The organism is Streptomyces sp. NPDC020898 (assembly GCF_044333925.1).
In the GTDB taxonomy this organism is placed as follows: Bacteria; Actinomycetota; Actinomycetes; order Streptomycetales; family Streptomycetaceae; genus Streptomyces.
Genome location: NZ_JBIRRV010000031.1, coordinates 1 through 26616 on the forward strand (window position 1 = coordinate 1; position 26616 = coordinate 26616).

General features: G+C 70.5%; 26 protein-coding genes and 1 pseudogene. 10 read left to right on the top strand and 17 right to left on the bottom strand.

Features of this window, described 5'->3' with window-relative positions; translation table 11 throughout:
- Positions 1 to 29 precede the first annotated feature (29 nt).
- The gene (locus ACH4TV_RS45830; protein WP_398407409.1) at positions 30 to 1013 is read right to left on the bottom strand and encodes a LysR family transcriptional regulator; all 984 of its coding nucleotides are present in this window, start codon (positions 1011 to 1013) and stop codon (positions 30 to 32) included.
- Positions 1014 to 1087: 74 nt separating this feature from the next.
- On the opposite strand from ACH4TV_RS45830, the gene ACH4TV_RS45835 reads away from it, so the two are divergent.
- On the top strand, positions 1088 to 2101 hold the full coding sequence (locus ACH4TV_RS45835) for a DMT family transporter (protein WP_398407410.1): 1014 nt from the start codon (positions 1088 to 1090) through the stop codon (positions 2099 to 2101).
- Here the strand turns inward: ACH4TV_RS45835 and ACH4TV_RS45840 are convergent.
- The gene (locus ACH4TV_RS45840; protein WP_398407411.1) at positions 2098 to 3429 is read right to left on the bottom strand and encodes an aminotransferase class I/II-fold pyridoxal phosphate-dependent enzyme; all 1332 of its coding nucleotides are present in this window, start codon (positions 3427 to 3429) and stop codon (positions 2098 to 2100) included. The two genes, ACH4TV_RS45835 and ACH4TV_RS45840, sit on opposite strands and share 4 nt — an antisense overlap.
- 46 nt (positions 3430 to 3475) lie before the next feature.
- Here ACH4TV_RS45840 and ACH4TV_RS45845 point away from each other — a divergent pair, with 46 nt between their 5' ends.
- The 3 genes and pseudogenes from ACH4TV_RS45845 to ACH4TV_RS45855 all read left to right on the top strand — a co-directional run.
- Positions 3476 to 4201: a pyridoxamine 5'-phosphate oxidase family protein gene (locus ACH4TV_RS45845; RefSeq protein WP_398407412.1), complete on the top strand. Its 726-nt coding sequence runs from the start codon at positions 3476 to 3478 to the stop codon at positions 4199 to 4201.
- 5 nt (positions 4202 to 4206) lie between these two features.
- Positions 4207 to 4839 (top strand): FMN-binding negative transcriptional regulator, encoded by a 633-nt coding sequence (locus ACH4TV_RS45850; RefSeq protein WP_398407413.1) that lies wholly within the window; start codon positions 4207 to 4209, stop codon positions 4837 to 4839.
- Between the two features lie 313 nt (positions 4840 to 5152).
- Positions 5153 to 5410, top strand: a pseudogene (locus ACH4TV_RS45855) (aldo/keto reductase); the annotation flags it as partial.
- 84 nt (positions 5411 to 5494) lie between these two features.
- Here the strand turns inward: ACH4TV_RS45855 and ACH4TV_RS45860 are convergent.
- The 3 genes from ACH4TV_RS45860 to ACH4TV_RS45870 all read right to left on the bottom strand — a co-directional run bounded on the left by ACH4TV_RS45860 (position 5495) and on the right by ACH4TV_RS45870 (position 8393).
- Positions 5495 to 6469, bottom strand: a complete 975-nt coding sequence (locus tag ACH4TV_RS45860) for a DMT family transporter (RefSeq protein ID WP_398407459.1) — start codon at positions 6467 to 6469, stop codon at positions 5495 to 5497.
- Positions 6470 to 6699: 230 nt separating this feature from the next.
- Complete coding sequence (locus ACH4TV_RS45865) at positions 6700 to 7722, bottom strand: EamA family transporter (protein ID WP_398407414.1); 1023 nt, start codon at positions 7720 to 7722, stop codon at positions 6700 to 6702.
- Between the two features lie 62 nt (positions 7723 to 7784).
- Positions 7785 to 8393 (bottom strand): Clp protease N-terminal domain-containing protein, encoded by a 609-nt coding sequence (locus ACH4TV_RS45870; RefSeq protein ID WP_398407415.1) that lies wholly within the window; start codon positions 8391 to 8393, stop codon positions 7785 to 7787.
- Between the two features lie 228 nt (positions 8394 to 8621).
- Here ACH4TV_RS45870 and ACH4TV_RS45875 point away from each other — a divergent pair, with 228 nt between their 5' ends.
- Positions 8622 to 8789, top strand: a complete 168-nt coding sequence (locus tag ACH4TV_RS45875; protein WP_398407416.1) for a hypothetical protein — start codon at positions 8622 to 8624, stop codon at positions 8787 to 8789.
- Between the two features lie 105 nt (positions 8790 to 8894).
- Positions 8895 to 9323 (top strand): SRPBCC family protein, encoded by a 429-nt coding sequence (locus ACH4TV_RS45880; protein ID WP_398407417.1) that lies wholly within the window; start codon positions 8895 to 8897, stop codon positions 9321 to 9323.
- Between the two features lie 98 nt (positions 9324 to 9421).
- Here the strand turns inward: ACH4TV_RS45880 and ACH4TV_RS45885 are convergent, their stop codons facing one another.
- Complete coding sequence (locus ACH4TV_RS45885) at positions 9422 to 10078, bottom strand: PadR family transcriptional regulator (protein ID WP_398407418.1); 657 nt, start codon at positions 10076 to 10078, stop codon at positions 9422 to 9424.
- A 194-nt stretch (positions 10079 to 10272) separates the two neighbouring features.
- Between ACH4TV_RS45885 and ACH4TV_RS45890 the strand changes: the two genes are divergently transcribed.
- On the top strand, positions 10273 to 10974 hold the full coding sequence (locus ACH4TV_RS45890) for a LuxR C-terminal-related transcriptional regulator (protein ID WP_398407419.1): 702 nt from the start codon (positions 10273 to 10275) through the stop codon (positions 10972 to 10974).
- Positions 10975 to 11047: 73 nt separating this feature from the next.
- Positions 11048 to 11863 carry a PhzF family phenazine biosynthesis protein gene (locus ACH4TV_RS45895; protein ID WP_398407420.1) on the top strand — a complete coding sequence of 272 codons (816 nt, stop codon included), beginning with the start codon at positions 11048 to 11050 and terminating at the stop codon, positions 11861 to 11863.
- A 59-nt stretch (positions 11864 to 11922) separates the two neighbouring features.
- On the opposite strand, the gene ACH4TV_RS45900 is transcribed toward ACH4TV_RS45895, so the two are convergent.
- Together ACH4TV_RS45900 and ACH4TV_RS45905 are read right to left on the bottom strand one after the other, a co-directional pair.
- Positions 11923 to 12723, bottom strand: coding sequence for a CPBP family intramembrane glutamic endopeptidase (locus ACH4TV_RS45900; protein ID WP_398407421.1), 801 nt, complete (start codon positions 12721 to 12723; stop codon positions 11923 to 11925).
- A 222-nt stretch (positions 12724 to 12945) separates the two neighbouring features.
- Positions 12946 to 14463 (bottom strand): glutamate-cysteine ligase family protein, encoded by a 1518-nt coding sequence (locus tag ACH4TV_RS45905; RefSeq protein ID WP_398407422.1) that lies wholly within the window; start codon positions 14461 to 14463, stop codon positions 12946 to 12948.
- A 551-nt stretch (positions 14464 to 15014) separates the two neighbouring features.
- Here ACH4TV_RS45905 and ACH4TV_RS45910 point away from each other — a divergent pair.
- Both ACH4TV_RS45910 and ACH4TV_RS45915 read left to right on the top strand, forming a co-directional pair.
- Complete coding sequence (locus ACH4TV_RS45910) at positions 15015 to 15599, top strand: hypothetical protein (protein WP_398407423.1); 585 nt, start codon at positions 15015 to 15017, stop codon at positions 15597 to 15599.
- A 376-nt stretch (positions 15600 to 15975) separates the two neighbouring features.
- Positions 15976 to 16182 carry a DUF5999 family protein gene (locus tag ACH4TV_RS45915; protein WP_398407424.1) on the top strand — a complete coding sequence of 69 codons (207 nt, stop codon included), beginning with the start codon at positions 15976 to 15978 and terminating at the stop codon, positions 16180 to 16182.
- A gap of 250 nt (positions 16183 to 16432) precedes the next feature.
- Here the strand turns inward: ACH4TV_RS45915 and aspA are convergent, their stop codons facing one another.
- From aspA to ACH4TV_RS45960, 9 genes are all read right to left on the bottom strand, one after another.
- A complete protein-coding gene (aspA, locus tag ACH4TV_RS45920; protein WP_398407425.1) occupies positions 16433 to 17845 on the bottom strand; it encodes an aspartate ammonia-lyase in 1413 nt (470 codons plus the stop codon).
- Between the two features lie 147 nt (positions 17846 to 17992).
- A complete protein-coding gene (locus ACH4TV_RS45925) occupies positions 17993 to 19276 on the bottom strand; it encodes an NAD(P)/FAD-dependent oxidoreductase (RefSeq protein WP_398407426.1) in 1284 nt (427 codons plus the stop codon).
- Between the two features lie 46 nt (positions 19277 to 19322).
- Complete coding sequence (locus tag ACH4TV_RS45930) at positions 19323 to 19994, bottom strand: haloacid dehalogenase type II (protein WP_398407427.1); 672 nt, start codon at positions 19992 to 19994, stop codon at positions 19323 to 19325.
- Positions 19995 to 20048: 54 nt separating this feature from the next.
- The gene (locus ACH4TV_RS45935) at positions 20049 to 20987 is read right to left on the bottom strand and encodes an aldo/keto reductase (RefSeq protein ID WP_398407428.1); all 939 of its coding nucleotides are present in this window, start codon (positions 20985 to 20987) and stop codon (positions 20049 to 20051) included.
- Positions 20984 to 22444, bottom strand: coding sequence for an aldehyde dehydrogenase family protein (locus tag ACH4TV_RS45940; RefSeq protein WP_398407429.1), 1461 nt, complete (start codon positions 22442 to 22444; stop codon positions 20984 to 20986). Before ACH4TV_RS45940 ends, ACH4TV_RS45935 begins: the two co-directional genes overlap by 4 nt.
- On the bottom strand, positions 22441 to 23394 hold the full coding sequence (locus ACH4TV_RS45945) for a succinylglutamate desuccinylase/aspartoacylase family protein (protein ID WP_398407430.1): 954 nt from the start codon (positions 23392 to 23394) through the stop codon (positions 22441 to 22443). Before ACH4TV_RS45945 ends, ACH4TV_RS45940 begins: the two co-directional genes overlap by 4 nt.
- A gap of 23 nt (positions 23395 to 23417) precedes the next feature.
- The gene (locus tag ACH4TV_RS45950) at positions 23418 to 24815 is read right to left on the bottom strand and encodes an aminotransferase class III-fold pyridoxal phosphate-dependent enzyme (RefSeq protein WP_398407431.1); all 1398 of its coding nucleotides are present in this window, start codon (positions 24813 to 24815) and stop codon (positions 23418 to 23420) included.
- Positions 24812 to 25678, bottom strand: coding sequence for an ABC transporter permease (locus tag ACH4TV_RS45955; RefSeq protein WP_398407432.1), 867 nt, complete (start codon positions 25676 to 25678; stop codon positions 24812 to 24814). Before ACH4TV_RS45955 ends, ACH4TV_RS45950 begins: the two co-directional genes overlap by 4 nt.
- Positions 25675 to 26616 (bottom strand): ABC transporter permease, encoded by a 942-nt coding sequence (locus ACH4TV_RS45960; RefSeq protein ID WP_398407433.1) that lies wholly within the window; start codon positions 26614 to 26616, stop codon positions 25675 to 25677. The genes ACH4TV_RS45955 and ACH4TV_RS45960 overlap by 4 nt, the downstream gene beginning before the upstream one ends.

Here is a 26616-nt window from a genome sequence, read left to right on the forward strand (position 1 = left end):
CCCGTCCGGCGTTTGAGGACAAGGCCCGTTCAGGGCCGTAGCGGGGTCTGGGGCGGCAGCCCCAGGGATGGGACGGGTAGGGGCGGCGGGGGCGAATCCACACCGCCCACACCCCCCACCGCCGAACCCGCGGAGCGCAACGCCTCCACCGCCGCCCGAATCGACGGCCGCCGGTCGGCGTCCGCCCGCCAGACCACGTACACATGCCGCCGCACCCGCTGCCGCAGCGGAACGGTGACGACCCCGGCGGGCACGGGGTGGCGCCCCAACAACGGAGCGATGCACACCCCGAGCCCCGCCGCGACCAGCGCCAACTGCGTGTGCGTCTCCGCCGCACGGTGCCCGATGCAAGGCTCGACGCCCCTGGAACGCAGCGTGAACATCAGCCACTCGTGGCAGAACTCGCCCTCGCCCCAGGTGATCCACTCGTCCTCGGCGAACTCCCCGAGATCCACCTCGCTACGGCCGGCGAGCGGATGACCGACCGGCATCGCCACATCGGCCGGGTCGTCCAGGATCGACGCCTTCACCAGGCCGTCGGGCAACGGCATCGGCTTGTTGTACCAGTCGAGCACGACCGCCAGATCGAGATCCCCGCGCACCACCCCGGCGACCCCGGCCTCCGGTTCCAGCTCGGACGAGCGCAGCCGCAGCCCGGGGTGGTCCGCGCGCAGGGCCGCGAGGGCGGCCGGGAACAGCCCGCGTGCGGCGGTCGGGAAGGCCGACAGCCGCAGCTCGCCCACCACCTGCCCGCGCTGCGCCTCCAGATCGGACTGGGCCAGCTCGACCTGGGACAGGATGCGCGCGGCATGGTCGGCGAGCAGCCGTCCGGCGTCGGTGAGCCGCACGCCCCGCCCGTTCTTGGCGAGGAGCTGCTGCCCCACCTCCCGCTCCAGCTTGGACATCTGCTGCGAGACGGCCGACGTCGTCACATGCAGCCCCTCGGCCGCCCCGCTGACCGAGCCGTGCCGGGCGAGGGCGTCGAGGGTGCGTAGGCGCTCCAGGTTCAACATGTAAGCAATTCTACGAGATGAGCCGAACACATACTCGCTTGTGCTACGAGATCGACTCCGGGATCGTGGCACGCATGAGCCGCCTCACCACCCCGAAGCCCACGACACCGGCAGCGCCCCTGCCTCCGCCCTCGCCCGCGTCGGCCTCGGTCGGCCGCCGTCCCGCTCTCGACTGGCGCGTCCGCTTCGGCGTGCTGTCGCTCATCTGGGGCTTCAGCTTCCTGCTGATCAAGGTCGGTACGCAGGGGTACGCGCCGTTCCAGGTCACCTTCGGCCGGCTGCTGTTCGGTACGGCGGTGCTGGCAACGGCGCTGGCCGTGAAGCGGGAGCGACTGCCGCGCGGGGCGCGCACCTGGGGGCATCTCACGGTGGCCGCGTTCCTGCTGAACGCGCTGCCGTTCTCGCTCTTCGCATACGCGGAGCTGACGATCCCGTCCACCCTCGCCGGCATCTGCAACGCGACCTCACCACTGTGGGGCATGGCCCTGTCCCTGGTCGCGCTCTCGGAGGACCGTCCGACACGGCTGCGGGTGGCCGGTCTCGGCCTGGGCTTCATAGGCGTCCTGACCGTGCTCGGCGCCTGGCAGGGCTTCCACGGCCTGGACGCGACAGGCACGGCGCTCGCCCTCCTGGCCTCGCTCAGTTATCCGATCGGCTGGATCTACGTCCGCCGCACACTCGCGGGTTCGAGCCACTCCCACCTCTCGCTCAGCGGCGCCCAGTTGCTGCTGGCCACACTCCAACTCGCCGTGGTCACCCCGCTGTTCACGGGGATACCCGACGGCCTGCACGTCGGGCCGCTGCTCGCGATCGTCGCCCTCGGCACGCTGGGCACGGGCTTCGCGATGCTCCTCCAGTACGGCCTGGTCGCCGAGACGGGGCCGACGACCGCCCAGATGGTCACGTACTTCATCCCGGTCATCGCCACGGTCGCGGGCGTCACCCTGCTCGGCGAGACCCTGAGCTGGTCGACACCGGTGGGCACGGTGATCGTTCTGGCGGGAGCCGCACTCACCCAGGCCACCCCCGCCCGCCGCACCGGACCTGGGCACCGACCGATTCCCGACCCGTCCCCGGGGAGCCCCTAGGCGTAGGTCCGCGCCGACTCCGACCCCACCGCGGAGGTGATCGCGTCCGCCAGCGGACCCGTCTCCTCCTGCGTCAGCGTCGCGATCGTCACCCGGATACCAGGCGGGGCGTTCATCCGGAAGCGGGCGCCGGGGGCGACGGCCCAGCCGGCGTGGAGCAGCCGGGCGACCGCGCCGGTCTCGTCCGGGACGGGGATCCACACGTTCAGTCCGCTGCGCCCGTGGGCCTCGACCCCGCGCTCCGCGAGCGCGTCGATCAACGCGTCCCGGCGCCGCCCGTACGCCGAGGCCACCGCGCGCGTGTCCACGGCCTCGTCGGTCCACAGCCGTACGACAGCCCGTTGCAGCAGTCGGCTGACCCAGCCCGACCCGAGCCGCTGCCGCCCCCTGATCCGGTCGACGGTGGCGGCGTCGCCGGTGAGGACGGCGAGCCGCAGATCGGGGCCGTAGGCCTTGGCGACCGAGCGGACGAACGCCCAGTGCCGGGTGACCCCGGCCAGCGGACGGAGGGGCTGGTCGACGATCCGGTAGCCGTGGTCGTCCTCGATGAGCAGGGTCTCCGGGTACTCCCGGAGCACGGAACGCAGGGCACGCGCGCGCGTGGCGCTCACCACGGCACCGGTCGGGTTCTGCGCCCGGTCCGTGACGATCAGCGCCCGCGCCCCGGCCGCCAGCGCCTGCCGCACGTCCTCGACGGCCGGCCCCTGATCGTCGACGCCCACGGGGACCATCCGCAGCCCGAGCGCCGGTACGAGGTCCAGCAGGCCGCCCCAACCGGGGTCCTCGACGGCGACGGCGTCACCGGGCTTGAGGTGTACGGCCAGGAGTCGCTCGACACTGTCCAGCGCACCGGCGGTGACGACAACGGGCCCGTCCGGCACACCGTCGGCGTCGAGATCCGCCCGGGCGATCCGGGCCAGCTCCGGCTCGACGGTGGCGTCTCCATAGAGCACCGGGGCCCGGTCACTCTGTTCGCCGGCCGCCGTGAACGCCGCCGCCAGCGACGGCAGCAGCGCCGGATCGGGGTTGCCGTTCGCCACGTCCCGCACACCGGACGGCACCACCACGCGGATGTACTCGCGTCCGGTGGTGGCCGGCTTGGCGCGCACCCGGCTGCCGCGCCGCCCATGGGTCTCGATGACCCCGCGCTCACGCAGCGTGCGGTAGGCGGCGGCGACGGTATTGGGATTCACCCCGAGCCGCTCCGCCAACTCCCGCATGGGCGGCAGCAGTTGACCGGGTTCCAGCTCCCCGGCACCCACCGCGCGTTCGACGCTCGCGGAAATCTCTGCTGCGCCCCGGCCTCTGATCGGATATTCTCCTAGCACAACACCAATTATGCACTAGTGCAATATAGACCGCAAGGAGACCGCGATGCCGGGGACCACGCAGCAAGCCACACAGGAAGCCGAGCGGCAGGAAACCCGGCAGGCGCCCCCGCAACCCGCCGACGCCTACCCGCCGACCGACCGCACGGTCCCCACCCGCTCCGCGAACCGGGCCTCGTACGACAAGGAGTCGGTGCACGCGATCCTCGACGAGGGGTATGTGTGCCACCTCGGCTTCGTCCGGGACGGTGCACCCGTCGTCCTGCCGACGCTCTACGGGCGGGTCGGCGAGCGTCTCTACGTACACGGCTCGACAGGGTCGCGCCCGTTGCGGATGACGGGCCAGGCCGACCCGGGTCTCCCGGTCTGTCTGACGGTCACGCACGTGGACGCGCTGATCCTGGCCCGGTCCGCCTTCCACCACTCGATGAACTACCGCTCGGTGGTCGTCCACGGCATCGCCCATCAGGTGACGGACCCGGACGAGAAGCGACTGGCCCTCGACGCCCTGGTCGACCATGTCGTGGCGGGCCGCACGGCCGACTCACGCCCCGCCAACACCAAGGAACTCGCCGCCACCGCCGTGATCCGTATCGACCTCGCCGAGGTGTCCGCGAAGGTGCGCACGGGCGGGGTGAACGATGAGCCCGAGGATCTCGCGCTCCCCCACTGGGCCGGCGTGGTCCCTCTGCGCAAGGGCTACGAAACCCCGCTCGCCGACGCCGAGTTGGCGCCCGGCACCCAGCTCCCCGACTACCTCAGGGCCCTCTGATCCCGATGCTGATCCATCCCTGGGACGCGTCGCGCGACGACGCGGAGTGGCAACAGTGGCTGTCCGTCCACGACTTCGGGCAGCTAGCCGTGAACGGCCTGCCGGGCGAGGCGCCGTACGTCCAGCCCGTGCACTTCGCCTATGACGCCGGGCGCGCCGAGGCGGTCACCCATCTGGCCCGCCCGAATCCGGTCTGGCCCGCGCTGGAGACGAACCCGGTCGTCCTGCTCAGCGTGGTCGACGACTACGCGTTCATCCCCGGACCGTGGCAGGCCGCCTTGGACACCCCGCCCGAACACGGCGTACCGACGAGCGTCTACGCGGCCGTCCAACTCCGCTGCACCGCCCACGTCGTGGACGACCCGGCGGAGAAGGCCGACCTGCTCAACCGCCAACTGGGCCATTTCCAGCCGGAGGGCGGCTCCGCGCGAGTGGCGGCGGGCGAGGCACCGTACGGGCGGATGCTCTCCGGCATCCGTGGCATCAGGCTCGAAGTGACGGACGTACGGGCGAAGTTCAAGTACGCCGAGAAGAGGCCGGCGGAGGTCCAGGACCGTATCGCGGCCGGACTGGCGGAGCGGGGCGGGCCACGGGACGCGGGGGCCCTGGCCGTTCAGCGGCACAGGCGGGGGTTGTAGCGGGAGAGGGTGAGGCGGGCGACACCAGGTCCCGGACGCCGCCCGGTCCGGTCAGGTCGGCCGGATACCGGGTGCCGCGGCGGTGTCCAGGCGCAGCACCCGGGCGAGCGTTTCGCGCATCTGGGCGGACGGATTGCGGTCGTCGGCGCTGATCGGGCAGCTCGGGATGTGGGTGTCCCTGTCGCCCCCAGGAACAGCGGGGTACGGCCACCCACGTACGGATCGCGGCAGAGCCGGCCCGGACGGCGACAACAACGACGCAGCGGTACGCGACGAAAGGCATCACCATGGCCGACACCGTTTCCGGCGGGCCATGCAGCTGGCGGGACCCAGTGTGTTCGGGCAACCCAAGGACCGCGACGAGGCGGTGGCTGTGCTGCGCGAGGCCGTCGACCGGGGGATCACCCACATCGACACCAGCGACTTCTACGGGCCGGCGGTCGTCAACGAACTCATCAGGGAAGCCCTGTCCCCCTACCCCGCCGGTCTCCGTATCGTCACCAAGGTGGGCGCCCGCCGGGGCGCCGACGGCAGCTGGCTGCCCGCACCGGACTCCGAGAGCCTCATCGCCGCCGACCTGGCGCTGCCGGCGGACGCGACCACGGAACTCGACACGGTCGGCCACTCGACGGACCCCGGACAGGACAACTGAGGCTCAGCCGAACACCTCTCCGGGCTCCGCCCTCCGCTCCGCGCCCCCGTCCGCGCCGGCGCCCCGCGCCTCCGCCACCGCGAGCCCCGCCACCGCGCCCAGCATCAGCAGGGTGCCCCCGACGGTCGCCGCGGTCAGCCGCTCGCCGAGCAGCGTGACGGCGAGGACCGCCGCGCTCACCGGTTCCAGGAGCATGATCACGGAAACGGTCGTCGAGCGGACGACGGCCGCCCCGGCGAAGTACAGCCCGTACGCGAGGGCGGTCGGCACGGCGGCGACGTACACCAGGAGGCCGCCGAGCCGCAGCCTGTCGCCGGCCCCGGTGTGCGGCAGGAGCCCCTCGGCCAGCCCGAACGGCAGCAGGCACAGCGAGGTGACGCCGAAGGCCCGGACGGACGTACCGAACGCGTCCGTTCCTCCGTCCCGCCCCCACCACCGGGTGAGGAGGGTCAGTACGGCATACCCGGCGGCTGACAGGACGGCCCAGGCGACACCCGCCGGCCGCACCACGGCGTCGCCACTGCCCAGCACCAGCACCGCGAGCCCGGCCAGTGCCCCGCCGACGGCGACGGTCCCGCCCGTCCCCAGCCGCTCGCCCATGGTCAGCCGGGCACCCAGCGCGATGAGGACGGGCCCGGCGCCCAGCGTGACGACGGTGGCGACCGCGAGGCCGGTGGCCTGGACGGACGCGAAGTACGCGGTCTGGAACACGGCGAGCGAGAGTCCGGTGACACCGGCGCGCAGGGCCCTGCGACGCCACGGCTCGGGCCTGACGGCCGTACGGCGGCGCAGTGACCGGGCGAGGAACAGCAGGACGAATCCGCCCGCGCAGCGCCAGAAGGAGAGGGCGACGGGGCCCATGTCGCTCACCCGGTAGACGAGGGAAGCGGCAGCACCCGCGGTGCCCCAGGCGGCACCGGCGACGGTCAGGAAGAGCAGGCCTCGCCCGATGGGCAGGCCGGAGACAGCATGGGGCACGTTCGACACGAGAGTCTCTCCGCAGACGCGCGGAGACCGGCCGAAAGGGCGGCGACCGCGCGGAAGGTGACGAAAGGACCCGGCCCCTCAGGGCTTCACGGGGTCCTCGGACTCGTCTGCGGGCAGCACGGTTCCGCCCGGCGGCGATACGCCGGACACGGTTCCGGAAGAGCCCGCCTCAGGCGGCCGGAGGCGGAAGGACGAGTGCGTGCGCGTACATGATCGCGACCCTAGGCGACGGTACGGCGGGCCGCCAACTCCTTTTCCGATCCCTGGGCGACCGGCTCCGCGGACCCCTTGGCGGGCGCCGACGACTGCGCGATGAACGCGCCCACGAGAACCACCGCGCCTCCCGCTATCTGCGGCGCCGACAGATGCTCGCCCAGCAGCACCCAGGCCAGCGCGGTCGCGATGACCGCCTCAAGACAGGCCACGACTCCGGCGACCTGCGGTGAGAGCCGACGTATGGCGAGCACGCCCGTGCCGTAGGCGAGGACCGTGGCGACGAGCACGATCCAGCCCAGCAGCAGCCCGGCCGCGACGGGTGTGCCGTCCATGTCCGCGGTGCCCGCGAGCACGGACCAGTCCATGCCCCACGGACGTGCCACGACGGTCAGCACAAGGGTGCCGACCAGGAGGCCGTACGCGATGACGCCGAGCGGGTCCGGCGCCTCGTCGCCCGCGTCGCTGCCCTGGTCGGACAGTACGAAGTAGCCGACCTGGCAGCAGGCGGCGCCGAGCGCGAGCAGCAGCCCCACCGCGTCGAAGCCCATCCCCGACCACACCTCGACGACACAGGCGAGCCCGCCGACCGCGAGGACGACACCGAGCGCGGCGGCACGGGTCACGGGCCGCCGTTGCACGAACCGCACCCAGCCGAGCACGAGCGCGGGTGCGAGGTACTCGACGAGCAGCGCGACCCCGACGGGGATACGGGAGATGGCGGCGAAGTAGCAGGCCTGGACACCGGCCACGGCGAACAGCCCGAACCCGGCGAGCAGCGCGGGCCGCCGGCGCACCAGCGCACGGTGTCGCACGGCCAGGGGCAGCATCACCAGAGCCGCGCCCGCCACCCGCAGCCACACCACGTGGAGCGGATCGAGGCCCGCCTCGATCAACGGTTTGGCCGCGACGCCGGATCCCCCGAAGGCGACCGCCGACAACAACGCGAGCCCCAACCCGACGCCCTTGCCCCGGCCGGCCTCACCACTCCCTGACGTACGCACCTGGCACATGATGACAGGCGACGACATGACCGTCATCCCCGATGACTCCTGTCTCACCGACTGGACGAGGCCCCCCGCCGGTCGGAGTCTCAGTCGCCGCCCTCGACACCCCGGGCGAATTCCTCGTACGCCTCGTACTCCTCGTACTCCGCCCAGCCCGCCTCCACCTGCTCGACGTGCGCGATCCGCGCAAGCAGCTCCCCCGCGTCGACCCCGCCCCGCCGGAGCACCTCGACCGCCCGGGACTGCGGGTCCACGACGATCGCCGCGAGGAGATCGACTCCCCGCGCCAGTGCGTCACCGCGCCGCCCGGCACGCTCGCACGCCTCCTCCAGCGCGCCCGCCGCGATCGGCGACCAGCCCGCCGTACCCGCCGCCCCCGGCAGCACGGGCAGGGCCCCGGAGTCCTCGACGGAGCTCTGCCAGCGCAGCCCGTAGCCGATGCTGCGCTGCACGAGATAGCCGAGGAGCCGTGCGACCTGGGCTCCACCGCCCTCGAACACCGCGGACACCGCGGGGTCGGACTCCAGGAGCGTGTGCAGCAGATGGGCCGTGTCGATCTGCCGGTCCCCGTCCCGCAGCGCCCGCCTGCGCGCACCGGCGACCACCGCTGCCAGCTCTGCGGTGAGCCTGGCATCGTTGTCCACTCGGTTCGCACCGTGCTCAGTGGTCGACTGACGGGGAATACGGGGTTGCACACCCCTACCTCATCAGTCCCGGCGGACCCGGTCATCCTCGCGACGCATCATTTCCGCCTCCCACAGAAGGTGGGCATCGAGGGCGGAATCTCCTCCTTGCGGATGACATCACGCCTCTTTGCCACGAAGTCGGCGCAAGGGGCGCGCAATCACCTGCCCCGCGCCCCGAACGCAACCACGGCTCCCCCGAGTTCGTCACACACCAACATGGAGAGCAGGTGCTGGCTGGTGGCACTGCCGGCGACGGACGGCCGACAGTACGTGTACCGGGTGTACGCCCCGGAGGACGCACTGCTCGCCGACCTGTTCTGGGAGGCGTGGCACTGCCACGAAGAGGGCCCCTTCCCGCGTGCGCGGGACCAGTTCGACGCGGCGGTGATACGGCAGGTCGGCTGAGGTCGGCCGCCCGGCGAGAGAATCTGACGATCCGTCAGTATTGAATGTTCCAGGCCTTACGGCTACGTTCCGCGACACCGCAGCCCGAGACACAGAGGTGGTCGCATGGCCGAAATAAGCGCGGAGGCACGCATCCAGGCACCGCCGGAGAAGATCTGGGCGCAGTTGACGGACTGGTCGGCGTACGGAGCGTGGAACGCGACCCACACGAGTTTCCCGAAGGGCGGCCCCTCCGTACTGGAGATCGGCGGCACCTTCGAGGAGCACATGAAGCTGATGGGCTTCCCGGCCGAGGTCGACTGGACCATCGAGGAGCTGGAGCCCGCCCGCACGCTGGCCATCCGGGGCAAGGGTCCGATGGCCGTGACCGTCGCCACGCGCTACACCCTCACGCCCGACGGTGACGCCACGACGGTCCGCATCGACGGCGAGTTCACCGGCGCGGCCGTCTCCCTGATGGCCGGCAAGCTGAAGGACTCGGGAACGGCCGCCTTCAACGAGTCCCTGCGCAAGCTGGCCGGCCTGGTGAACTGAGCCCGGCGCGGACACCGTACGACAGCACAAAGGCGCCCCGCGGACCACTTCCGCGGGGCGCCCGTGCGCACTGGGGACACGTCTTCGAGGACGGCCCATCAGTCCTCGTCGGCGAGGATCAGATACAGCTTCTTGCGCGCTTCGTTGATCACCGTGAGCGCCTTCTCGCGCTGCTCCTTGCTGCCGGTCTTCCAGACCTGGCCGAAGGCCTCCATCAGACCGAAGCCGGCCTGGCGGATGTCGTTCAGCGCCTCCCAGTCGACGCCGCGACCGGCCTCTTCCCAGGGTGCGTCGGGACCTTCTTCGGCCGCCGTACGACCGGCCTCGGTGAGCGCGAACAGCTTCTTGCCGCCCTCACTCTCATTGACGATCAGGCCCTCGTCCTCCAGCAGCTGAAGGGTGGGGTAGACCGAGCCGGGGCTGGGCTTCCATGCCCCGCCGCTGCGCTCGGCGATCTCCTGGATCATCTCGTAACCGTGCATGGGCCGGTCCTTCAGCAGGGCCAGGATCGACGCGCGTACATCACCGCGCCGAGCCCTGCCCCGGGGTCCGCCCCGGCCGCCGCGCCCGCCCCAGGGACCCGGACCGAAGTCGGGACCACCGTGACCGCCGCGCCCGCCGAAACCGGGCCCGAAGGGACCGAAGGCGGCTCGCCGCCCCTCGAAGCCGCCGCGCCCGTGGGCGCCGGGGCCGCCATGACCGTGTGCGTGTCCGGGACCGAAGCCCGGACCGAATTCCTCTCCATGGGAACGCATCGCAACCACTCCATTCGTTGTCTTGTCGTTGATCTGTCGCGATGCGTCAACGATATATCGGAATAGCTCGCCCGACAAGCCCGAGATAAGTGACCCAGGTCACACAAGAAACGATGCCGTTTCGATAGCGAGCGGAGCTACGCTGATGAAAATCGAAGTGAACGAAACCGTTTCGTACAAGGAGAGTGCCCTTCATGGCCTCCGTGCTCGTCGTACACAGTCAGTCCCTGCAGCGTCTCGGCCTGCGCATGCTCCTGGCCGCCGAGCCCGACCTGACCGTCGTCGGCGAGGCGACCACCGGCGTCGAGGCGGTGCGCATGAGTGCCGCGCTCGGACCGGACGTCGTTCTGATGGACAGCCAGGTGGTCGATTTGGACGGTGTCGACCACATCCGCCGCATCACCCGACCGCCCACCCTCCTCCCGGTCGCCGGGCCCGCAAGATCCGGCGGACACGCACCCCGCGTGCTCGTCCTGACCCCCACCAGCCACGAGGTGTACGCCTACGCGGCCCTGCGCGCGGGAGCCGGCGGGTTCCTTCCCCAGGACGCCACCCCCGCCGAGCTGGCCGCGGCCGTCCGCATCGTGGCCGCCGGCGACGCGGTCACCACCCCGAGCCTCACCCGCGCCCTCATCGACACCGTCCGCCACCAGCGCACCGCCGGTTCACTGGAACGGGAGACCGGGCTCGACACGCTCACCAGGCGGGAACGCGACGTCCTCACCGGCGTCGCCGCCGGCTGGTCCAACACCGAGATCGCCACGCGTCTGTCCATCGCGCCGACCACGGTCAAATCCCATGTCAGCCACATCCTCGCCAAGATCGGCGCCCGCGCCCGCGTGCAGGCGGTGGTCTTCGCGTACGAGTCCGGTCTGGTGAGGCCGGCAGCAGCCTGACGCCGCCAATCAGGTCCAGCACCCTCGAATTGGCCTTGGCCCGCGACCCCACCGCGCCTCTAGCGTCGTCCTCATGCGCATTCGAATCGTCGACGCCTTCGCCGACCGCCCCTTCACCGGCAACCCGGCCGGCGTCCTGCTCCTCGACACCTTCCCGGACGACACCCGGCTCCAGCGGATCGCCCTGGAGGTCAACCACGCCGAAACGGCGTTCGCCCACCGTCTTCCCGAGGGCGGCGAGGCCGACTGGGCGCTGCGCTGGTTCACTCCGGCCGCCGAGGTCGCGATGTGCGGCCACGCCACCCTCGCCACGGCCCACGTCCTGCGCACCACGGGCGCCCACACGGGCCCCGACCCCGTACGGTTCGCCACCCGCAGCGGCGTCCTCCTCGCTTCGCCCGGCGAGGACGGCTCGATCACCCTCGACTTCCCGACCGCCCCGCTCACCCGCGTCGAGCCGCCCGCCGGGGTCGCCGAGGCCCTGGGCGCCGAACCGCTCACGTGCTTCGACACCGGCCCGAACATGGGCGACCTGCTGATCGAGGTCGCCGATGAGAAGACAGTCCTGGGTCTCGCCCCTGACCTCAAGTCCCTCGCCACCCACTCGGAACGCGGCATCATCGCCACCGCGCGCGCCGACGACCCCGCCGAGGGCTACGACTTCGTCTCGCGCTGTTTCTTCCCACGGATCGGCGTCGACGAGGACCCGGTCACCGGCAGCGCCCACACGGCCCTCGCCCCCTACTGGTCCGAGCGCCTCGGCCGTCCCGGCCTCACCGGCCTCCAGGCCTCGGCCCGCACCGGCCTGGTCCGCACCGAACTCCGCGGCGACCGCACCCTGCTGACCGGCCGGGCGATCACCACCATCGACGGCGAGCTACTCGTCTGAGGCATACAGAAGGGGCGTACGACACCCTCGTACGCCCCTGACACTCACGTGCCGGACCCTCACGCGGTGGGCAGCCAGCCCACCTTCCCCGCCAGCAGCCCGTACCCCACGAACGCCCCGATGTCGAGCAGTGAATGCGCGACCACCAGGGGACCGACCCGCCCCCACCTCCGGTACAGGTACACGAACACCACCCCCATCACCATGTTGCCGATGAACCCGCCGATGCCCTGATACAGGTGGTACGACCCGCGCAGCACCGAACTGGCCACCAGCGCCGTCCCCGGGGTCCACCCCAGCTGCTTCAGCCTGCGCAGCAGATACGCGACGACGATCACTTCCTCCAGTACGGCGTTCTGCACCGCCGAGAGGATCAGCACCGGGTACTTCCACCACACGTCGGGCAGTGCCTCCGGCACCACCGTGAGGTTGAAACCGAAGCCACGGGCCGCCAGGTAGAAGGCGATTCCGCTGCTGCCGATCACCGCCGCGATCGCGGCCCCACGCCCGAGGTCGGGCCAGGGACGGGTGCGGTCGAAGCCCAGTGTCCGCAGCCCCTCCTTCTCCCGCAGCAGGAAGTGCGCGACCAGCGCGACCGGTACCAGCGCCGTGGTGATGCCGAAGAGCTGCCAGGCGAGATCCAGCCATGGACGTCCCGGCGCGGCCGAGGCGTTGAGGGTGGCCGCCTGATCCTTGAGACCGCCCGGCTTCGTGACCGATCCGACAAAGCTGATCAGCGCGGAGACACCGCTCGCACCGAGCGAGAGCCCCAGCACCAACAGCGTCTCGTCCCGGAGAATCCGTCGCGACGGCCGCTCCTCAGGAAAGGAATCATCCCCCGCGCCCGTCTCCACCTGCACTCCTGCCTCCAGTTGCGTGATCCCGCAGCGTCCCCGCCGGGGGACGGCCGCCGTTCGGGCGGGCCTCCCCCGCTTCCCTGCCATACGAATCACGCGGCCGATTCAGCTCATACGGCTCTTTCGGCGCCGCGCGTTCCATCGACATGGGACGTCACAGCTTGCCCGATCCACCTGAGGCGGGCGCGACCGGCCCCGTCCACGCACCATCGACGAGGGAGGGTCTCACCCCAGCGGAACCGGCTCCGGCAGCCCCACCGGCCAGGTGTGCACGGGCTCCCCGAGGTGCATCAGCTCGCCGTACCGCCGCGTGGTCGCGGCCAGCGCGGCATCCCGGGACAGCCCCTTCTCCAGCGCCCGGTGGAAGGTGGCCGCCTGCCAGGAGGCCCCGTTGGCCCGCCGCCGGCACCGTTCCTCGATCACCCCGAGGTACAGATCCCGGTCGGCGGGTTCGACCCCCCACGCGTCGAGGCCCGCCTCGGCGAGCGGCAGCAGTTCGTCCCGTACGAGATGCACCGCGTCGACCTCCGCCGTGCCGCCGAACCGGCCGCCCCGGGGCCACTGGAGCCGCGCGTCGATGCCGTACCGGCAGGCGGTGTCGAAGTTGGCGGCGGCGGCCTCGAAGGGCAGCCGGGTCCACACCGGCCGCGACTCCTCGGCGAGCGCCCGGACGACCCCGTAGTAGAAGGCCGCGTTGGCGATGACGTCCGTGACGGTGGGCCCGGCGGGCAGTACCCGGTTCTCGACCCGCAGATGCGGAACCCCGTCCGCGATGCCGTAGACCGGGCGGTTCCAGCGGTACACGGTGCCGTTGTGCAGCACGAGCTCACCGAGCTTCGGCACGCCCCCGTCGTCGAGGACACGCAGCGGGTCCTCCTCGTCGCAGATCGGCAGCAGCGCCGGGTAGTAGCGCAGGTTCTCCTCGAAGAGGTCGTACGCCGACGAGATCCACCGCTCGCCGAACCAGGTACGCGGCCGGACACCCTGCGCCTGGAGCTCCGGCGGACGGGTGTCCGTGGACTGCGTGAACAGCGGGGGCCGCGACTCGCGCCACAGCTCACGGCCGAACAGGAAGGGCGAGTTGGCGCCGATCGCGACCTGTACGGCGGCGATCGCCTGCGCCGCGTTCCACACGTCGGCGAACCGGGCCGGCGTCACCTGGAGATGCAGTTGTACGGAGGTGCAGGCGGCCTCCGGAGCGATGGACTTCGACGTGCACGTCAGGCGCTCCACCCCGTCGATGTCGAGCGTGAAGTCCTCGCCCCGGGCGGCCACGATCTGCTCGTTGAGCAGGGCGTAGCGGTCGACGTCGGACAGGTTGGAGGAGACCAGGTCGTCACGGTCGAGCGTCGGCAGAATACCGATCATCATGATCCCCGCGTCGACCTCGTTCGCTTTCCGGTGAGCATATGCCAGTGACGTACGGAGTTCTTCGGCGAGCCGGTCGAATACCCGGCCGGCGAGGCGATGGGGGGCGATGTTGACTTCCAGATTGAACATGGCGAGTTCTGTTTGGAAATCTCGGCTCGCGATCCTTTCGAGTACTTGCGCATTCATCATTTTCGGCATGCCGTCGGGCCCGACGAGATTCAGCTCGATCTCCAGGCCCAGGAGATTCTTCGGGCGGTCGAACCGCTTCTCGGCCAGCAGTCGCTCCAGCCCCGTCAGACACTGCCGGAGCTTGGTGCGGTAGCGCTGGCGATCGGACAGTTCGAACGGCCCCGCCACGACCTTCTCCCCCATCGAAGGGTCCCTCCTCGAATGGGCGGGCCGAAGATCCGGCCGCTGATGTCCCGGGTCACGTGGGATGATGCCCACCCGACGCGATCGATAACGTCCCGGACGAACCCGTCGCCCGCTACGCTGGTCGAACGTGACCGGCGGCACATTCATCCGGCATGGCACGGCGGATGGTTCGGGCGCTTGGCCAACTCGTGAAAAACGCCGACGACAATTGGCCTACCGCTTCCGGCGCGTATACCGAGGTCATCACTGTACGACCGTCCGGGAATCGGTATAAACACCACGCAACGCCGACCGAATGACCTCTTGCTCTTCACGCGGAAAACAGCTAGACGAAACATAGCCAGAACACGTGTCGTATAAACTCCGCGAACAAGGCAGAGAGTCGGCGCCCAGGCCCTGGGTCCTGCCGTCCAGGTGACGTGCGGCAGGCCGTATCCCGCAGGCGCACCCGGCCCCGCCTCTTTGACCCCCAGAGACTTCGAGAGCAGACAGCGCCGTCCGCCCCCGCCCTCGCGCCACCGTGCCTGTCGAATGAGAGGCGTCCCACCATGCCGCTGCATGTCCCCCCGGCTCCCGCGCCCGCACTGCGCACCGTCCTCACGGCACTCGGTTCCCCCACCGCCGTCCGCGAGGCGCGCACCCCGGCCCTGCGCACCGCACAGGGTCCGGCCACCCCCGAACTCCCGCTGCCCGTGCACGTCCTGGACCGGATCACCCCCGGAGGCACGGCCACCACCCGACTGACCGGATGGCGCTTCCTGATCCGCTGCGGCGACCGTGCGGTGGCCGCGGCCGAGACCATGCTGACCGCCGACGGCTGGGCCTTCTCGCACTTCTTCGAAGGGCCCTACATCGCCTCCACCGAGCGCGCCCTGCGCCAGGCCGAGACGATGAAGCAGACCTACCAGGCGCGCCTGCTGTCCGTGCCGGAGCTGTACATGCTCACGCTCTGGCTGCACGGCGACATCACCGCCGACGGAACCGAGGGCCACCCCGCCGCGACCGATCTGCTCGTCCCGCTGGCGCCTGCCCCGCCCGGCATCGCCGCCCACCGTCCGCACCGGGTCGCCGAACTGCTCCCGGTCCTGACCCATCGGGTGACTCCGGCACCCCTGCTGAGCTCCCCCGCCTGACCGCGCACGGCTCGACACTCTCCGTACACCGACGCACCCCGCCACCGAATTCACCGGTGACGGGGTGTGTCGCTCTTTCGCGCGCTATTACGCTCGTACGAGCCATTAAGGGTGCGCGCCCGTCCGGACTAGCCCCATCCGGCCACCAGGAACCACCCAAAGGGACAGTCCAGTTGGGATGAACCGTCCGCCCGGGTGATGCGTCCTCAACCTGTGAGAAGCGGTGCAGCTAAATCCCTGCGGATTGACGCCCATGGGGCAACACTGGGTTCGAACCGACTTATCACAACGGGGGGCGGCCATGAACAGTACTTCGAGCCGCACGACAGACACGACATCCATCGCACACTCCACGACAGAGCGAAAGATCCCATCAATGTGCCAGCACCAGCCACCGTGCCCGACAGCTCACTCCACCGACCGGGAATCCGCCCGCCTCATGGCGCACCACCCGGAGCAGGGATGGAGTCTGCTGTGCAACGGCGTCCTCCTTTTCGAGGACACCGGTGAGCTCCTGCCGGACGGCCAGATCATCGCCCCGCACCGCCCGATGGGCGCCGGCCCCGTGATGACGGCCGCCTGACGGCCGGCAAGGGCAGCTCCGGACGTCAGGAGCGACCGCCCGAACAGGTGGAACAGATGAACAGGGGCCGGCCCGCAGACGACCACTGCGAACCGGCCCCGACGCATGTCCGCGGGTGACTGCTCCTCGTAGGAGGGGAGGATCGAATCGAGCCCCGCCGGGTGACGCCGTAGATCGATCAGCGGTCAGTACGCCTTCGTCACCGACGACGCACGGCCCGCCGGTGCGTCGATGAGTCGGTGCCGGGCTGTCAGGCCAGGCCCTGGCCCTTGCCCGCCAGGATCTCGGGGCGTAGCAGTTCCGCGAGTCGTTGGGCGGGCAACAGGCCTTTTTCCAGGACGAGTTCGGCGACGCCGCGGCCGGTGGCGAGGGCTTCCTTGGCGATGTCGGTGGCGGCCGTGTAGCCGATGTGCGGGTTGAGGGCGGTGACCAGGCCGATGGAGTTCTCCACGCTCGCGCGCAGTGCCTCGGTGTTGGCGGTGATGCCGTCGACGCAGCGTTCGGCGAGGGTCAGGCAGGCGGCGCGCAGGTGGGTGATGGACTCCGAGAGGGAGTGCAGGATGACCGGCTCGAAGGCGTTGAGCTGGAGCTGTCCCGCTTCGGCGGCCATGGTGATGGTGACGTCGTTGCCGATCACCTCGAAGGCCACCTGGTTGACGACCTCGGGGATCACCGGGTTCACCTTGCCCGGCATGATGGACGAACCCGCCTGCACCGGCGGCAGGTTGATCTCACCGAACCCGGCACGCGGCCCGGACGACAGCAGCCGCAGGTCGTTGCAGCTCTTGGAGAGCTTGACCGCGACCCGCTTGAGGACGCCGGACATCTGCACGAACGCCCCGCAGTCCTGGGTCGCTTCGACCAGGTTGGCGGCCGTGACCAGCGGCAGCCCGGTGATCTCGGAGAGGTGGCTGCGGGCCGACTCGGCGTATCCGGCGGGAGCGTTGAGCCCGGTGCCGATCGCCGTGGCACCGAGGTTGATCTCATGGATCAGCTCGACCGCCTCCGCGAGACGGCTGCGATCCTCCTCGATCATCACCGCGTACGCCGAGAACTCCTGCCCCAGCGTCATCGGCACCGCGTCCTGCAACTGCGTACGCCCCATCTTCAGCACCTCGCGGAACTCGACCGCCTTGCGGGCGAAGGAATCCTGCAGCACCGCCATCGCCTTCAGCAGCTCACGCACCGCAAAAACCGTCGCCACCTTCACGGCCGTCGGGTAGACATCGTTGGTGGACTGGCCCAGATTCACGTCCTCGTTGGGGTGCAGATACTGGTACTGGCCCTTCTCGAACCCCAGCAGCTCCAACGCCCGGTTGGCGACCACCTCGTTGGCGTTCATGTTCGTCGAGGTACCGGCACCGCCCTGGATGACATCCACCACGAACTGGTCGTGCAGACCGCCGTTTCGGATCTCCCGGCACGCCTCGACGATCGCGGCGGCCTTCTTCGGCTCAAGGAGGCCCAGTTCCTCGTTGGCGAGAGCAGCCGCCTCCTTGACGGCCGCGAGGGCGTCGATGAGGTGTGGGTAGGCGGAGATTGTCATGCCCGTGATGGGGAAGTTCTCCGTGGCACGCAGGGTGTGCACACCCCAGTACGCCTCAACGGGAACATCACGATCGCCGAGCAGGTCGTGTTCGCTGCGAGTGACTGCGCCGGTCATGGTTGTGCGGTCTTCTCTCGGATGGTCGCGGAGGAGTTTCTGCATGAGGTCGGGCAAGGCGTCGGCAGGCAGGTCTTGTCCCGGACGGCGGGGGCCTCCCGCGACCACTTCGTGGGAAGCCCCCCGCTGTACCACCGCGTCCTCGCCTCAGAGCAGGCGGTCCTTCGCCTTGTAGTAGGCGCCGCCGAACGGCAGGAACCAGGGCGTGCCGTTGTAGAAGGGGACGGGCACCTTCGGGAAGCCGAAGCCGCGCAGAGGGTTGGCCTCCGGCTTGCCGTCCATCATCTCGGCCACGGCTCGGCCCATGTAGGTGGCCATCTGGACGCCGTGGCCGCAGTAACCCATGGAGTAGTACAGGCCGTTGACGTCGCCCGCGTGCGGGATGCGGTCCCAGGAGAAGCCGACCATGCCGCCCCAGACGTAGTCGATCCGCGTCCCGGCCAACTGCGGGAAGATCTCCGTCATCTCCCGCTTGAGGATGTCGCCGCTCTTGACGTCGGAGGCCGGGTTGGAGGGGGCGAAGCGGGCCCGGCCGCCGAAGGCGAGGCGGTTGTCCGGAGTGAGGCGGACGTAGTGGCCGACGTTCTTGTGGGCGACCAGCAGGCGGCCGTTCGGGATGAGCTCCTTGGCGCGTGCCTCCCCCAGCGGCTCGGTGACGATGATGAAGCTGCCGACGTTGATCAGCCGCTTGCGGAACCACGGCATCGACTTGTCGGTGTAGGCGTCCGTCGCCGCCATGACCTGCTTGGCACGGATGGTGCCGTTCATGGTCTCCACCAGGAAGCCGCCGCCGGACAGGCGGGTGAGGCCGGTGGCGGCGTTGCGCTCGTGGATCTCGGCGCCGGCGCGCTCGGCGGCGTCTGCCAGGCCGCCGACGAACTTGCCCACGTGCAGGCCCGCGCTGAGCGGGTCGAGCAGGGCACCGTGGTAGTAGTCCGTGCCGACCTCGGCCCGCAGTTCGCTCTTGCTCAGGACGATCGTCTCGTGGCCGAAGTTGTCGGCCAGGTCGCGCTGCTTGGCCCGCAGGCCCTCGAAGTGCCCGGGCTTGCAGACTGCGCCGAGGCGCCCGGAGCGGTGGAAGTCGCAGTCGATGTTCTCGGTGCGGGTGAGCTCCTCGACGACGTCGACCGCCTCGCGGAAGGCGTCGTACAGCTCACGGGCCCGCTCCTGTCCGAAGCGCTTGCGCGCCTCGGCGGGGCTGATGGTGATGCCCTGGGTACACATGCTGCCGTTGCGCCCGGAGGCGCCCGAGCCCACCTTGTCCTTCTCGACCAGGACGACCCGGGCGCCCTTACGGGCGGCGTGGTAGGCGGTGGACAGGCCGGTGAGACCGCCGCCGATCACCACCACGTCCGCCTCGTCGGGCAGGCCCTTTCCGGAACGGTCGGGGAAGGCGGGGGCTGTGTCCAGCCAGTAGGGGATCTGCTTCATGGCGTGCGTCCTCTGTGTTCTCGGTCTGTTTCCGTTGCGCCGTCGGTCAGCAGCCGAGCAGCTTCGGCAGGCCCGACAGGTCGGGCAGCATGTCGTACGGCTGGTAGTCGGCGCTGCCGGGACGGCCGTAGCGGTTGATCCACACCCGGCGCTTCAGGCCGAGGTCGCGGGTCGGGATGTGGTCGTACTCCCAGCCCTGGGCAGTGTGGATGACCTGGGACGGCTCGACGCCCATGGCCTTGAAGGCGTGCTCGAAGGTCTGACGGTCCGGCTTGTAGGCGCCGGCCTGCTGGGCGGTGATGACGTGGTCGAACTCGACGCCGATGTTCTCCACGTTCCGCGCGATCAGGTTGTCGTCGGTGTTGGAGATGATGGCGATCTCGTACTTGGTCTTCAGGGCGCGCAGCGCGTCCGGGACCTCCGGGAAGGGACCGAAGGTGGGGACGGCCTCGACGAGGGCGTCGCCGTCGGACTCGCGGTACTCCAGACCGTGCAGGCGCATGGCGTTGCGCAGGCTGGAGTGCAGGATCTCGTGGTACGGGCGGTAGGCCTCCAGGACTGCCTGGAAGCGCATGACGCGGAAGTCGTCGAGGAACTCGTCGACGTCCAGGTTGTCCAGGTTGAGCCGGCCGGAGTCGGCAAGGATCTTCAGGGTGGTGGGGCCGAGCTGGAAGTCGACCAGGGTGCCGTAGGCGTCGAAGGTGACGATCTGTCGCATGGTGTTCAGCCTCGATCTCGCGGGTTTCCAGGATTCCAGGGGGGGTGTGGGGCTTCAGACGACGCGTTCGCCGGGGGTGACGATCGCGTCGAGTGCGGCCAGGTCGGCCGTGTCGGGGATCCAGTCGGCCGCCGCCGCGTTGGCGGTGACCTGTCCGGGGGTCATCGCGCCGCAGATGACGGAGCCGACGGCGGGTAGCGCGGCCAGTGCGCCCACGGCGACCTGGAGGAGGGTGAGTCCTCGTTCGGCGCCGTACGCGGAGAGCGCCTCGACCTTGTCGAGGGCCGCGTCGGTGAGCCAGCCCTGCCGCCAGGACAGGCGGCTGCCGGCCGGGGGCTGCTCGCCGCGCCGGTACTTTCCGCTGAGCAGACCGTTGGCCAGCGGGTAGTACGGCAGCAGGCCGACGCCGTTGTGCAGACAGGCCGGGATCAGGTCCTGCTCCACACCGCGGTCGAGCAGGTGGTAGCGGGCCTGGGTCGACACGAAGGCGCCGGTGAGCTGTTCGGGCGGGAGGTTGGAGCAGCCGATGTGACCGATCTTGCCCTCGTCGACCAGTTCGCGGAGCGCGGCGACGGTCTCCTCCAGCGGGGTGACGCCGTCCGGCTCGTGGTACTGGTACAGGTCGATCCGGTCGGTGCCGAGCCGGCGCAGCGACGCCTCGACGGCATACCGGATGTAGGAGCGGGCACCACGTCGGCCGTAGAGGTCCGCGTCCGGCCCCATCTCCATACCGAACTTGGTCGCCAGGACGACCTCGTCCCGGCGTCCCTTGAGGGCAGCGCCGAGAAGGCGTTCGCCGTCGCCCCGCGAGCCGCCCTGTTCGCCGAAGCCGCCATACATGTCGGCCGTGTCGAACAGCGTGATCCCGGCGTCGAGGGCCGCGTGGACAACGGCCGTCGTGCCCTCCTCGTCCAGACGGGCGCCGAAGTTGTTGCCGCCGACGCCGACCACCGAGACGGCCGGCCCGCGCTCGCCGAGCGTGCGGTATCTCATGACCGGCTCCCGAACCCGATGCAGACGTTCTTGGTCTGCGTGTAGCTGTCGAGAGCCGCCAGGCCCTTCTCCCGCCCCCAGCCGCTGTGCTTGTAGCCGCCGAACGGGAGCTCGACACCGGTGCCGATGCCGGTGGCGTTGATGTAGACCTGGCCGGCCCGGATGCCCTCGGCGAGGCGCATCGCCTTGTCGATGTCGCGCGTCCAGACGTAGGACGCAAGGCCGTACGGGCTGTCGTTGGCGATGTCCAGGGCCTCGTCGGCGTCGTCGAACTCGATGACGGTGACGACGGGGCCGAAGATCTCCTCGCGGGCGCAACGGGCGTCGTTGGTCAGGCCGGTGAGGACGGTCGGCTCGACGTAGTAGCCGTCGGCCAGGGCCGGGTCGGACGGCGCTCGGCCGCCGGCCCGTGCCACGGCGCCCTCCTCGCGGGCCAGGTCCAGGTAGCCCAGGACCCGGTCGCGCTGCCGGGCGGCGACCAGCGGGCCGACGTCCGGGTCGGTGAGACCCGGGCCGACGCTCAGTGCGGCGGCGTGGGCGACGAGCTTGTCGAGGAACTCCTCGGCGCCGCGCTGGAGCAGCAGCCGGGTGCCGGCCGAGCAGGTCTGGCCGGCGTTGCCGAAGGCCGAGGCGGCGACGGCCGTCAGCGCCAGGTCGAAGTCGGCGTCGGCGAAGACGACGACCGGGGACTTGCCGCCCAGCTCGGTGACGGAGGGCACCACGTTGGCTGCGGCGGCCTGGGCGACCTTGATGCCGGTCGGCACCGAGCCGGTGAAGGTGACCTGGTCGATGTCCGGGTGGCCGGCGAGGGCCGCACCGGTCTCGCCGTCGCCGGGGACGACGTTCAGGACGCCCGGCGGAAGGCCGCACTCCAGCGCGATCCGGGCGATCTCCAGCGGGGTGAGGGGCGCCTCCGGGGAGGGCTTGAGCACCACCGTGCAGCCTGCCGCCAGCGCGGGGGCGGAGCCCCTCGCGGTGTTCTGCAGGGGGTAGTTGAAGGGGATGATCTGGCCGGAGACACCGATCGGCTCGCGCACGGTGTAGTCGATCAGGCCGGGGCCGAGGGGGATCGTCGTGCCGCCGAGCTTGTCGGCGACGCCCGCGTAGAACTCGAAGTAGCGGGCGGCGGCCTCGACATCGGCCTTGGCCTGGCGGAGCGGCTTGCCGACGTCCTGGCTCTCCAGGCGGGCCAGCCGTTCGCCCTGGTAGCGGATGGCCTCCGCGATCCGGTAGAGGATGCGGCCCCGGTCGGCGGCGCGCATCCCGGCCCATTCGGGAGAGGTGAACGCCGCGCGGGCGGCGGCCACCGCCTGGTTCACGTCCGCCTCGCCGGCCAGCGCCACCTGGGCGATGGCCGTCCCGTCGGAGGGGTCGAGGACCGTGAAGGAGCGGCCGTCGGCGGCGGGGACCTGCTTGCCGTCGATGAGCAGCTCGCTCAGCTGCAGTTCGCCGGTCATGGCCGGATCTCCCCCTGCACCTCGCCGAAGATGACGACCTCGTCGCCGGGGCGGACGGTACGGATCCGGCGGACCCAGAGCACGATGCCGTCCTGCGGGGCGCGGACCTCCTCCAGCGTGTTGCCGTAGTGGTCGACGATGTGGGCGATCAGGTCGCCTTCCTTGCAGGTGTCCCCCGGCTCGGCGTGGCCGACGAAGAAGCCGCCGGCGTCGGAACGGGCGAAAGTGCCGGAGACCGTGGTGTAGGTGTCCCGTATCTCCGCCGCACCGTCGATCATGCCGAGTTGCCGGAGGATGTTGCGGATGGAGTGCATGTGCAGGGCGACGTTCTCCTCGCGGTAGGTGCCGCCACCGACCTCGATGGTGATGGCGGGCTTGCCCGCCGCGAGGGTGGGATGGCGCACCGTGCCGCCCCACTTGCCGCCCTTCCAGACCAGCTCGTGGCCAGCCGCGAGGGCCATGTCCGTCGCCAGTTCCTCGTAGCCGCCCTGAAGGATGACCAGCGGGGCGATCTCACCGAACGTGCCGCCGGTGTGCAGGTCCACCAGGGCGTCGATGGCCGGGACGACCTGCTCGACGAAGGTGGCGGCCAGGCGCAGTGAGTACGAGCCGTCCGCGTCACCGGGGAAGATGCGGTTGAGGTTGAGGTGGTCCAGGCCGCTGGTGCGGGCCGCCGCCTCGAAGGCCGGGGTGTTCATGCAGGGGATGGCGACGAGCGTGCCGCGCAGGGTGGCCGGGTCGATCTCGGCGACCACGCGGCGGACGGCTTCCTGGCCGTCGTACTCGTCGCCGTGCACGCCGGCGTCCACACACAGGACCGGGCCGTCCTGGGCGCCGTTGAGGACGATCAGTGGGATGCCGAGTTCCACACCGTAGCTGCTGGTGCCGACCGGGATGAGGCCCTGGGCGCGCTCGCCGGGGGCGACGGTCAGTGGACCGATGGAGTACATGTCGTTCCTTTCCGAAACATGGATCAGATGCGGGCGGACGCCTCGGTGAGGGTCTCCGCGAGGATGTCGGCGATACGGTCGAGAAGGGCCCGGTCGCTGATCAGCGGGGGCGCGATCTGGACCAGTGGCGCGGACCGGTTGTAGACGCGGGCGAGGAGGCCTGCCTCACGCAGTCGGCGCGGGATCAGGTCGACGATCAGGTCGGCGCGGGCGGTGTCGCCGAAGCCGCCGTCCTCGTGGTCGCCGACGAGTTCGCAGGCGTAGAAGAACCCGTCGCCCCGGACGTCGCCGACGATCGCCAGGTCCGCGAGGGATGCCATCCGGCCCGCCAGGTGGTCCTGGAGGTCACGGACATTCTCCAGGATCCGGTCCCGCTCCATGATCTCCAGGTTGCGCAGCGCGATGGCCGCGCTCAGCGGGTGTCCGCCGAAGGTGTAGCCGTGGTTGAAGACCACTCCGGGCTGGTTGATGACCTCGACGACGCCATTGCTGACCAGGGTCGCCCCCATGGGGGCGTAACCGGCGGTGATGCCCTTGGCGACGGTGACCATGTCCGGGCGGGCGCCGTAGCGGTCCCCGCCGAACCACTCCCCGACCCGGCCGAAGGCCGTGATCACCTCGTCGGCGACGAGCAGGAGGCCGTACCGGTCGGTCAGCGCCCGCAGACCCTGCCAGTAGCCCTGGGGCGGGGTGATGCAGCCGCCCCGGTTCTGCACCGGCTCGGCGATGAGCATGGCGACGGTCTCCGGGCCCTCGGCCAGGATCGCGTCCTCCAGCTCGGCGAGCAGCCGGGCCGTGTACAGGTCGTCGTCCGCGTATTCCGGTGCGAGGCCGAAGCGGTTGGTGTTGGCCACGAACCGGGTGTCGATCGCCGGCGGGCCGTACGGCTCCGTCAGGGCGGGGTCGTCGGTGAGGGACAGGGTGCCGATGGTCAGCCCGTGGTAGGCGCCGCGCCGAGCGATGGCCTTGGTGCGGCCCGGCTCGCCGCGCAGCGCGTGGTAGCGGCGGGCGATCTTCCAGGCGGTCTCGACGGCTTCGGCGCCGCCGCTGGAGAAGAAGGTGTGCTCGATGTCCACGGGGGCGATCCGGGACAGCCGCTCGGCGAGTTCGATCGCCGTGGGGTGCGCGGAGGAGGTCCACAGCGGGCTGTAGCACAGCTCGCGCAGTTGCTTCTCCGCCGCCTCGGCGAACTCGGGGCCGTAGGAGTAGCCGAGCTGGCAGCAGTACAGCCCCGACAGGCCGTCGATGTAGCGCCTGCCGTCGGCGTCGTCGACGTACGGGCCCTCCCCCCGCCGGATGACGAGGAGGTTCTCGCCTTCCGGGCCGAGCGAGCCGTTGGGGGTCATGTTGAGCAGCAGGTGTCTGGCCGCGGTGGCGGACAGTGCACCGGCCGGGGTGCGGGTGCTTGTGCTGGTGGTCATGAGGTTTCACTCCCGGTGGACAGGCCCACCGCGGGCTCCGTCGGCAGCAGACCGTCCTGCTTTCCGCCACCGCCGAGCCGGCGCACGGCGGCGACCAGGACGAGGGCCAGGACGGCGATCGCGATGAGCACCGCGCTGATGGCCGTCACGGACGGGTCGACATCGAACTGGAGGACGTTGAACACCTGGACGGGCAGGGTCGTGGTGTCCACCGAGGACAGGAACTGCGAGATGAAGAACTCGTCGAAGCTGGTGATGAAGGAGAAGACCGCGGCGGCGATCATGCCGGGCATCGCCAGGGGGAGGGTGATGCGCCGGGCGACGGTGAGCCGGTTCGCGCCCATGCTGGCCGCCGCGTCCTCCAGCCGTTCGTCGATGCCCTTCAGTGTGGCCATGAGGATCATCACGGCGATCGGTGAGGCGAGCACGGTGTGGCCGAGGGCGATGGCGATCGGGCTGCCGAGCATGGCGGCCGGCTCGAAGAGCAGGAACAGCCCGAGGGCGATGACCACTTGGGGGATCACCAGCGGGGCGAGGACCAGTCCGTACACCGCCGAGCGCAGCGGCAGGTTGCTGCGGACCAGTGCCGTGGCCGCCGTGATGCCCAGGAGGAGTGAGAACACGGTGGTCAGCGAGGCGATCAGGGCGCTCAGCGAGAGCGCGGCCGGCCACTTGCTGCCGTCGGCGAACAGCACCTTGTACCAGCCCAGCGTCCAGGAGTCCGGCGGGAAGGCGCCGAAGGCGTCCTTGCCGAAGGAGGTGACGACGATGAGGACGATGGGCAGGGCGAGGAACAGCAGGATCACCGTGGAGGCGACGGTCAGGAAGATCCGCCCGGCCAGTGTCGAGCGCAGCGCGATCATGAGATACCTCGATTCTTCGCGGCCTCGCTCGCGGCCTTGATCAGCCGCAGCAGGAGCAGGCCTCCGAAGGTGAGGAGGAGCAGGATGATGCCGAGCGCGGCAGCGCCGTTCCACTGGTTCTGCTTCATCACCTGCTCACTGATGAGCGAGGCGACCATGGTCTGCTTCGGACCACCCATGAGGGCGGGGGTCAGGTAGTAGCCGAGGCAGAGGATGAAGCACAGGATGCCCGCGTTGATCAGGCCGGGAGCGACCATCGGCAGGTAGACCCGGCGGAAGATCGTCAGCCGTCCCGCGCCCATGCTGGCCGCGGCGGCCGGCAGCCTGCGGTCGATGCCGCGCATCACCGCGTACAGCAGCAGCACGGTGTACGGCAGCATCACGGAGGTGGTGCCGATGACCACGCCTATCTCGTTGTAGAGCATCTGGAAGGGAGCGCCGGGGACCTTCAGGTCCGTCAGGGCGTTGTTCACCACGCCGTGTTCACCGAGCAGGATGATCCAGCCGTAGGTGCGCACCAGCGCGCTGATGAAGTGCGGCACGACGACGATGATCATCACCAGGCCGGCCCACAGCGGCTTGAGCCGGGAGACGGCGGCGGCGAGCAGGAACCCGATGACCAGGCTCAGCAGCGAGGTCTCGGCGGAGATCCGCAGGGTGGTGAAGAGGACGTCCAGGTTGGAGCCCTGGAGTGCGTCCGCGTACCAGTGCAGCGTCCATCCCCCCTCCTCCCCTTTGAGGCTGAGGAGCAGGGTGCTGAAGATGGGGTAGACGAACAGCACCAGCAGGTAGATGACGACGGGTGCGGCGTTCAGCAGCCCGAAGCGGGTGCGGCGCTCGGACAGCGCGCGGCGCAGCCGGTGCAGCCGTCCCGTGCGGGCGGCGGTGGTCGCGGGGCCCGGAGCCGGGGGCGCGGGGGCGAGGACGGATCCGGCCAT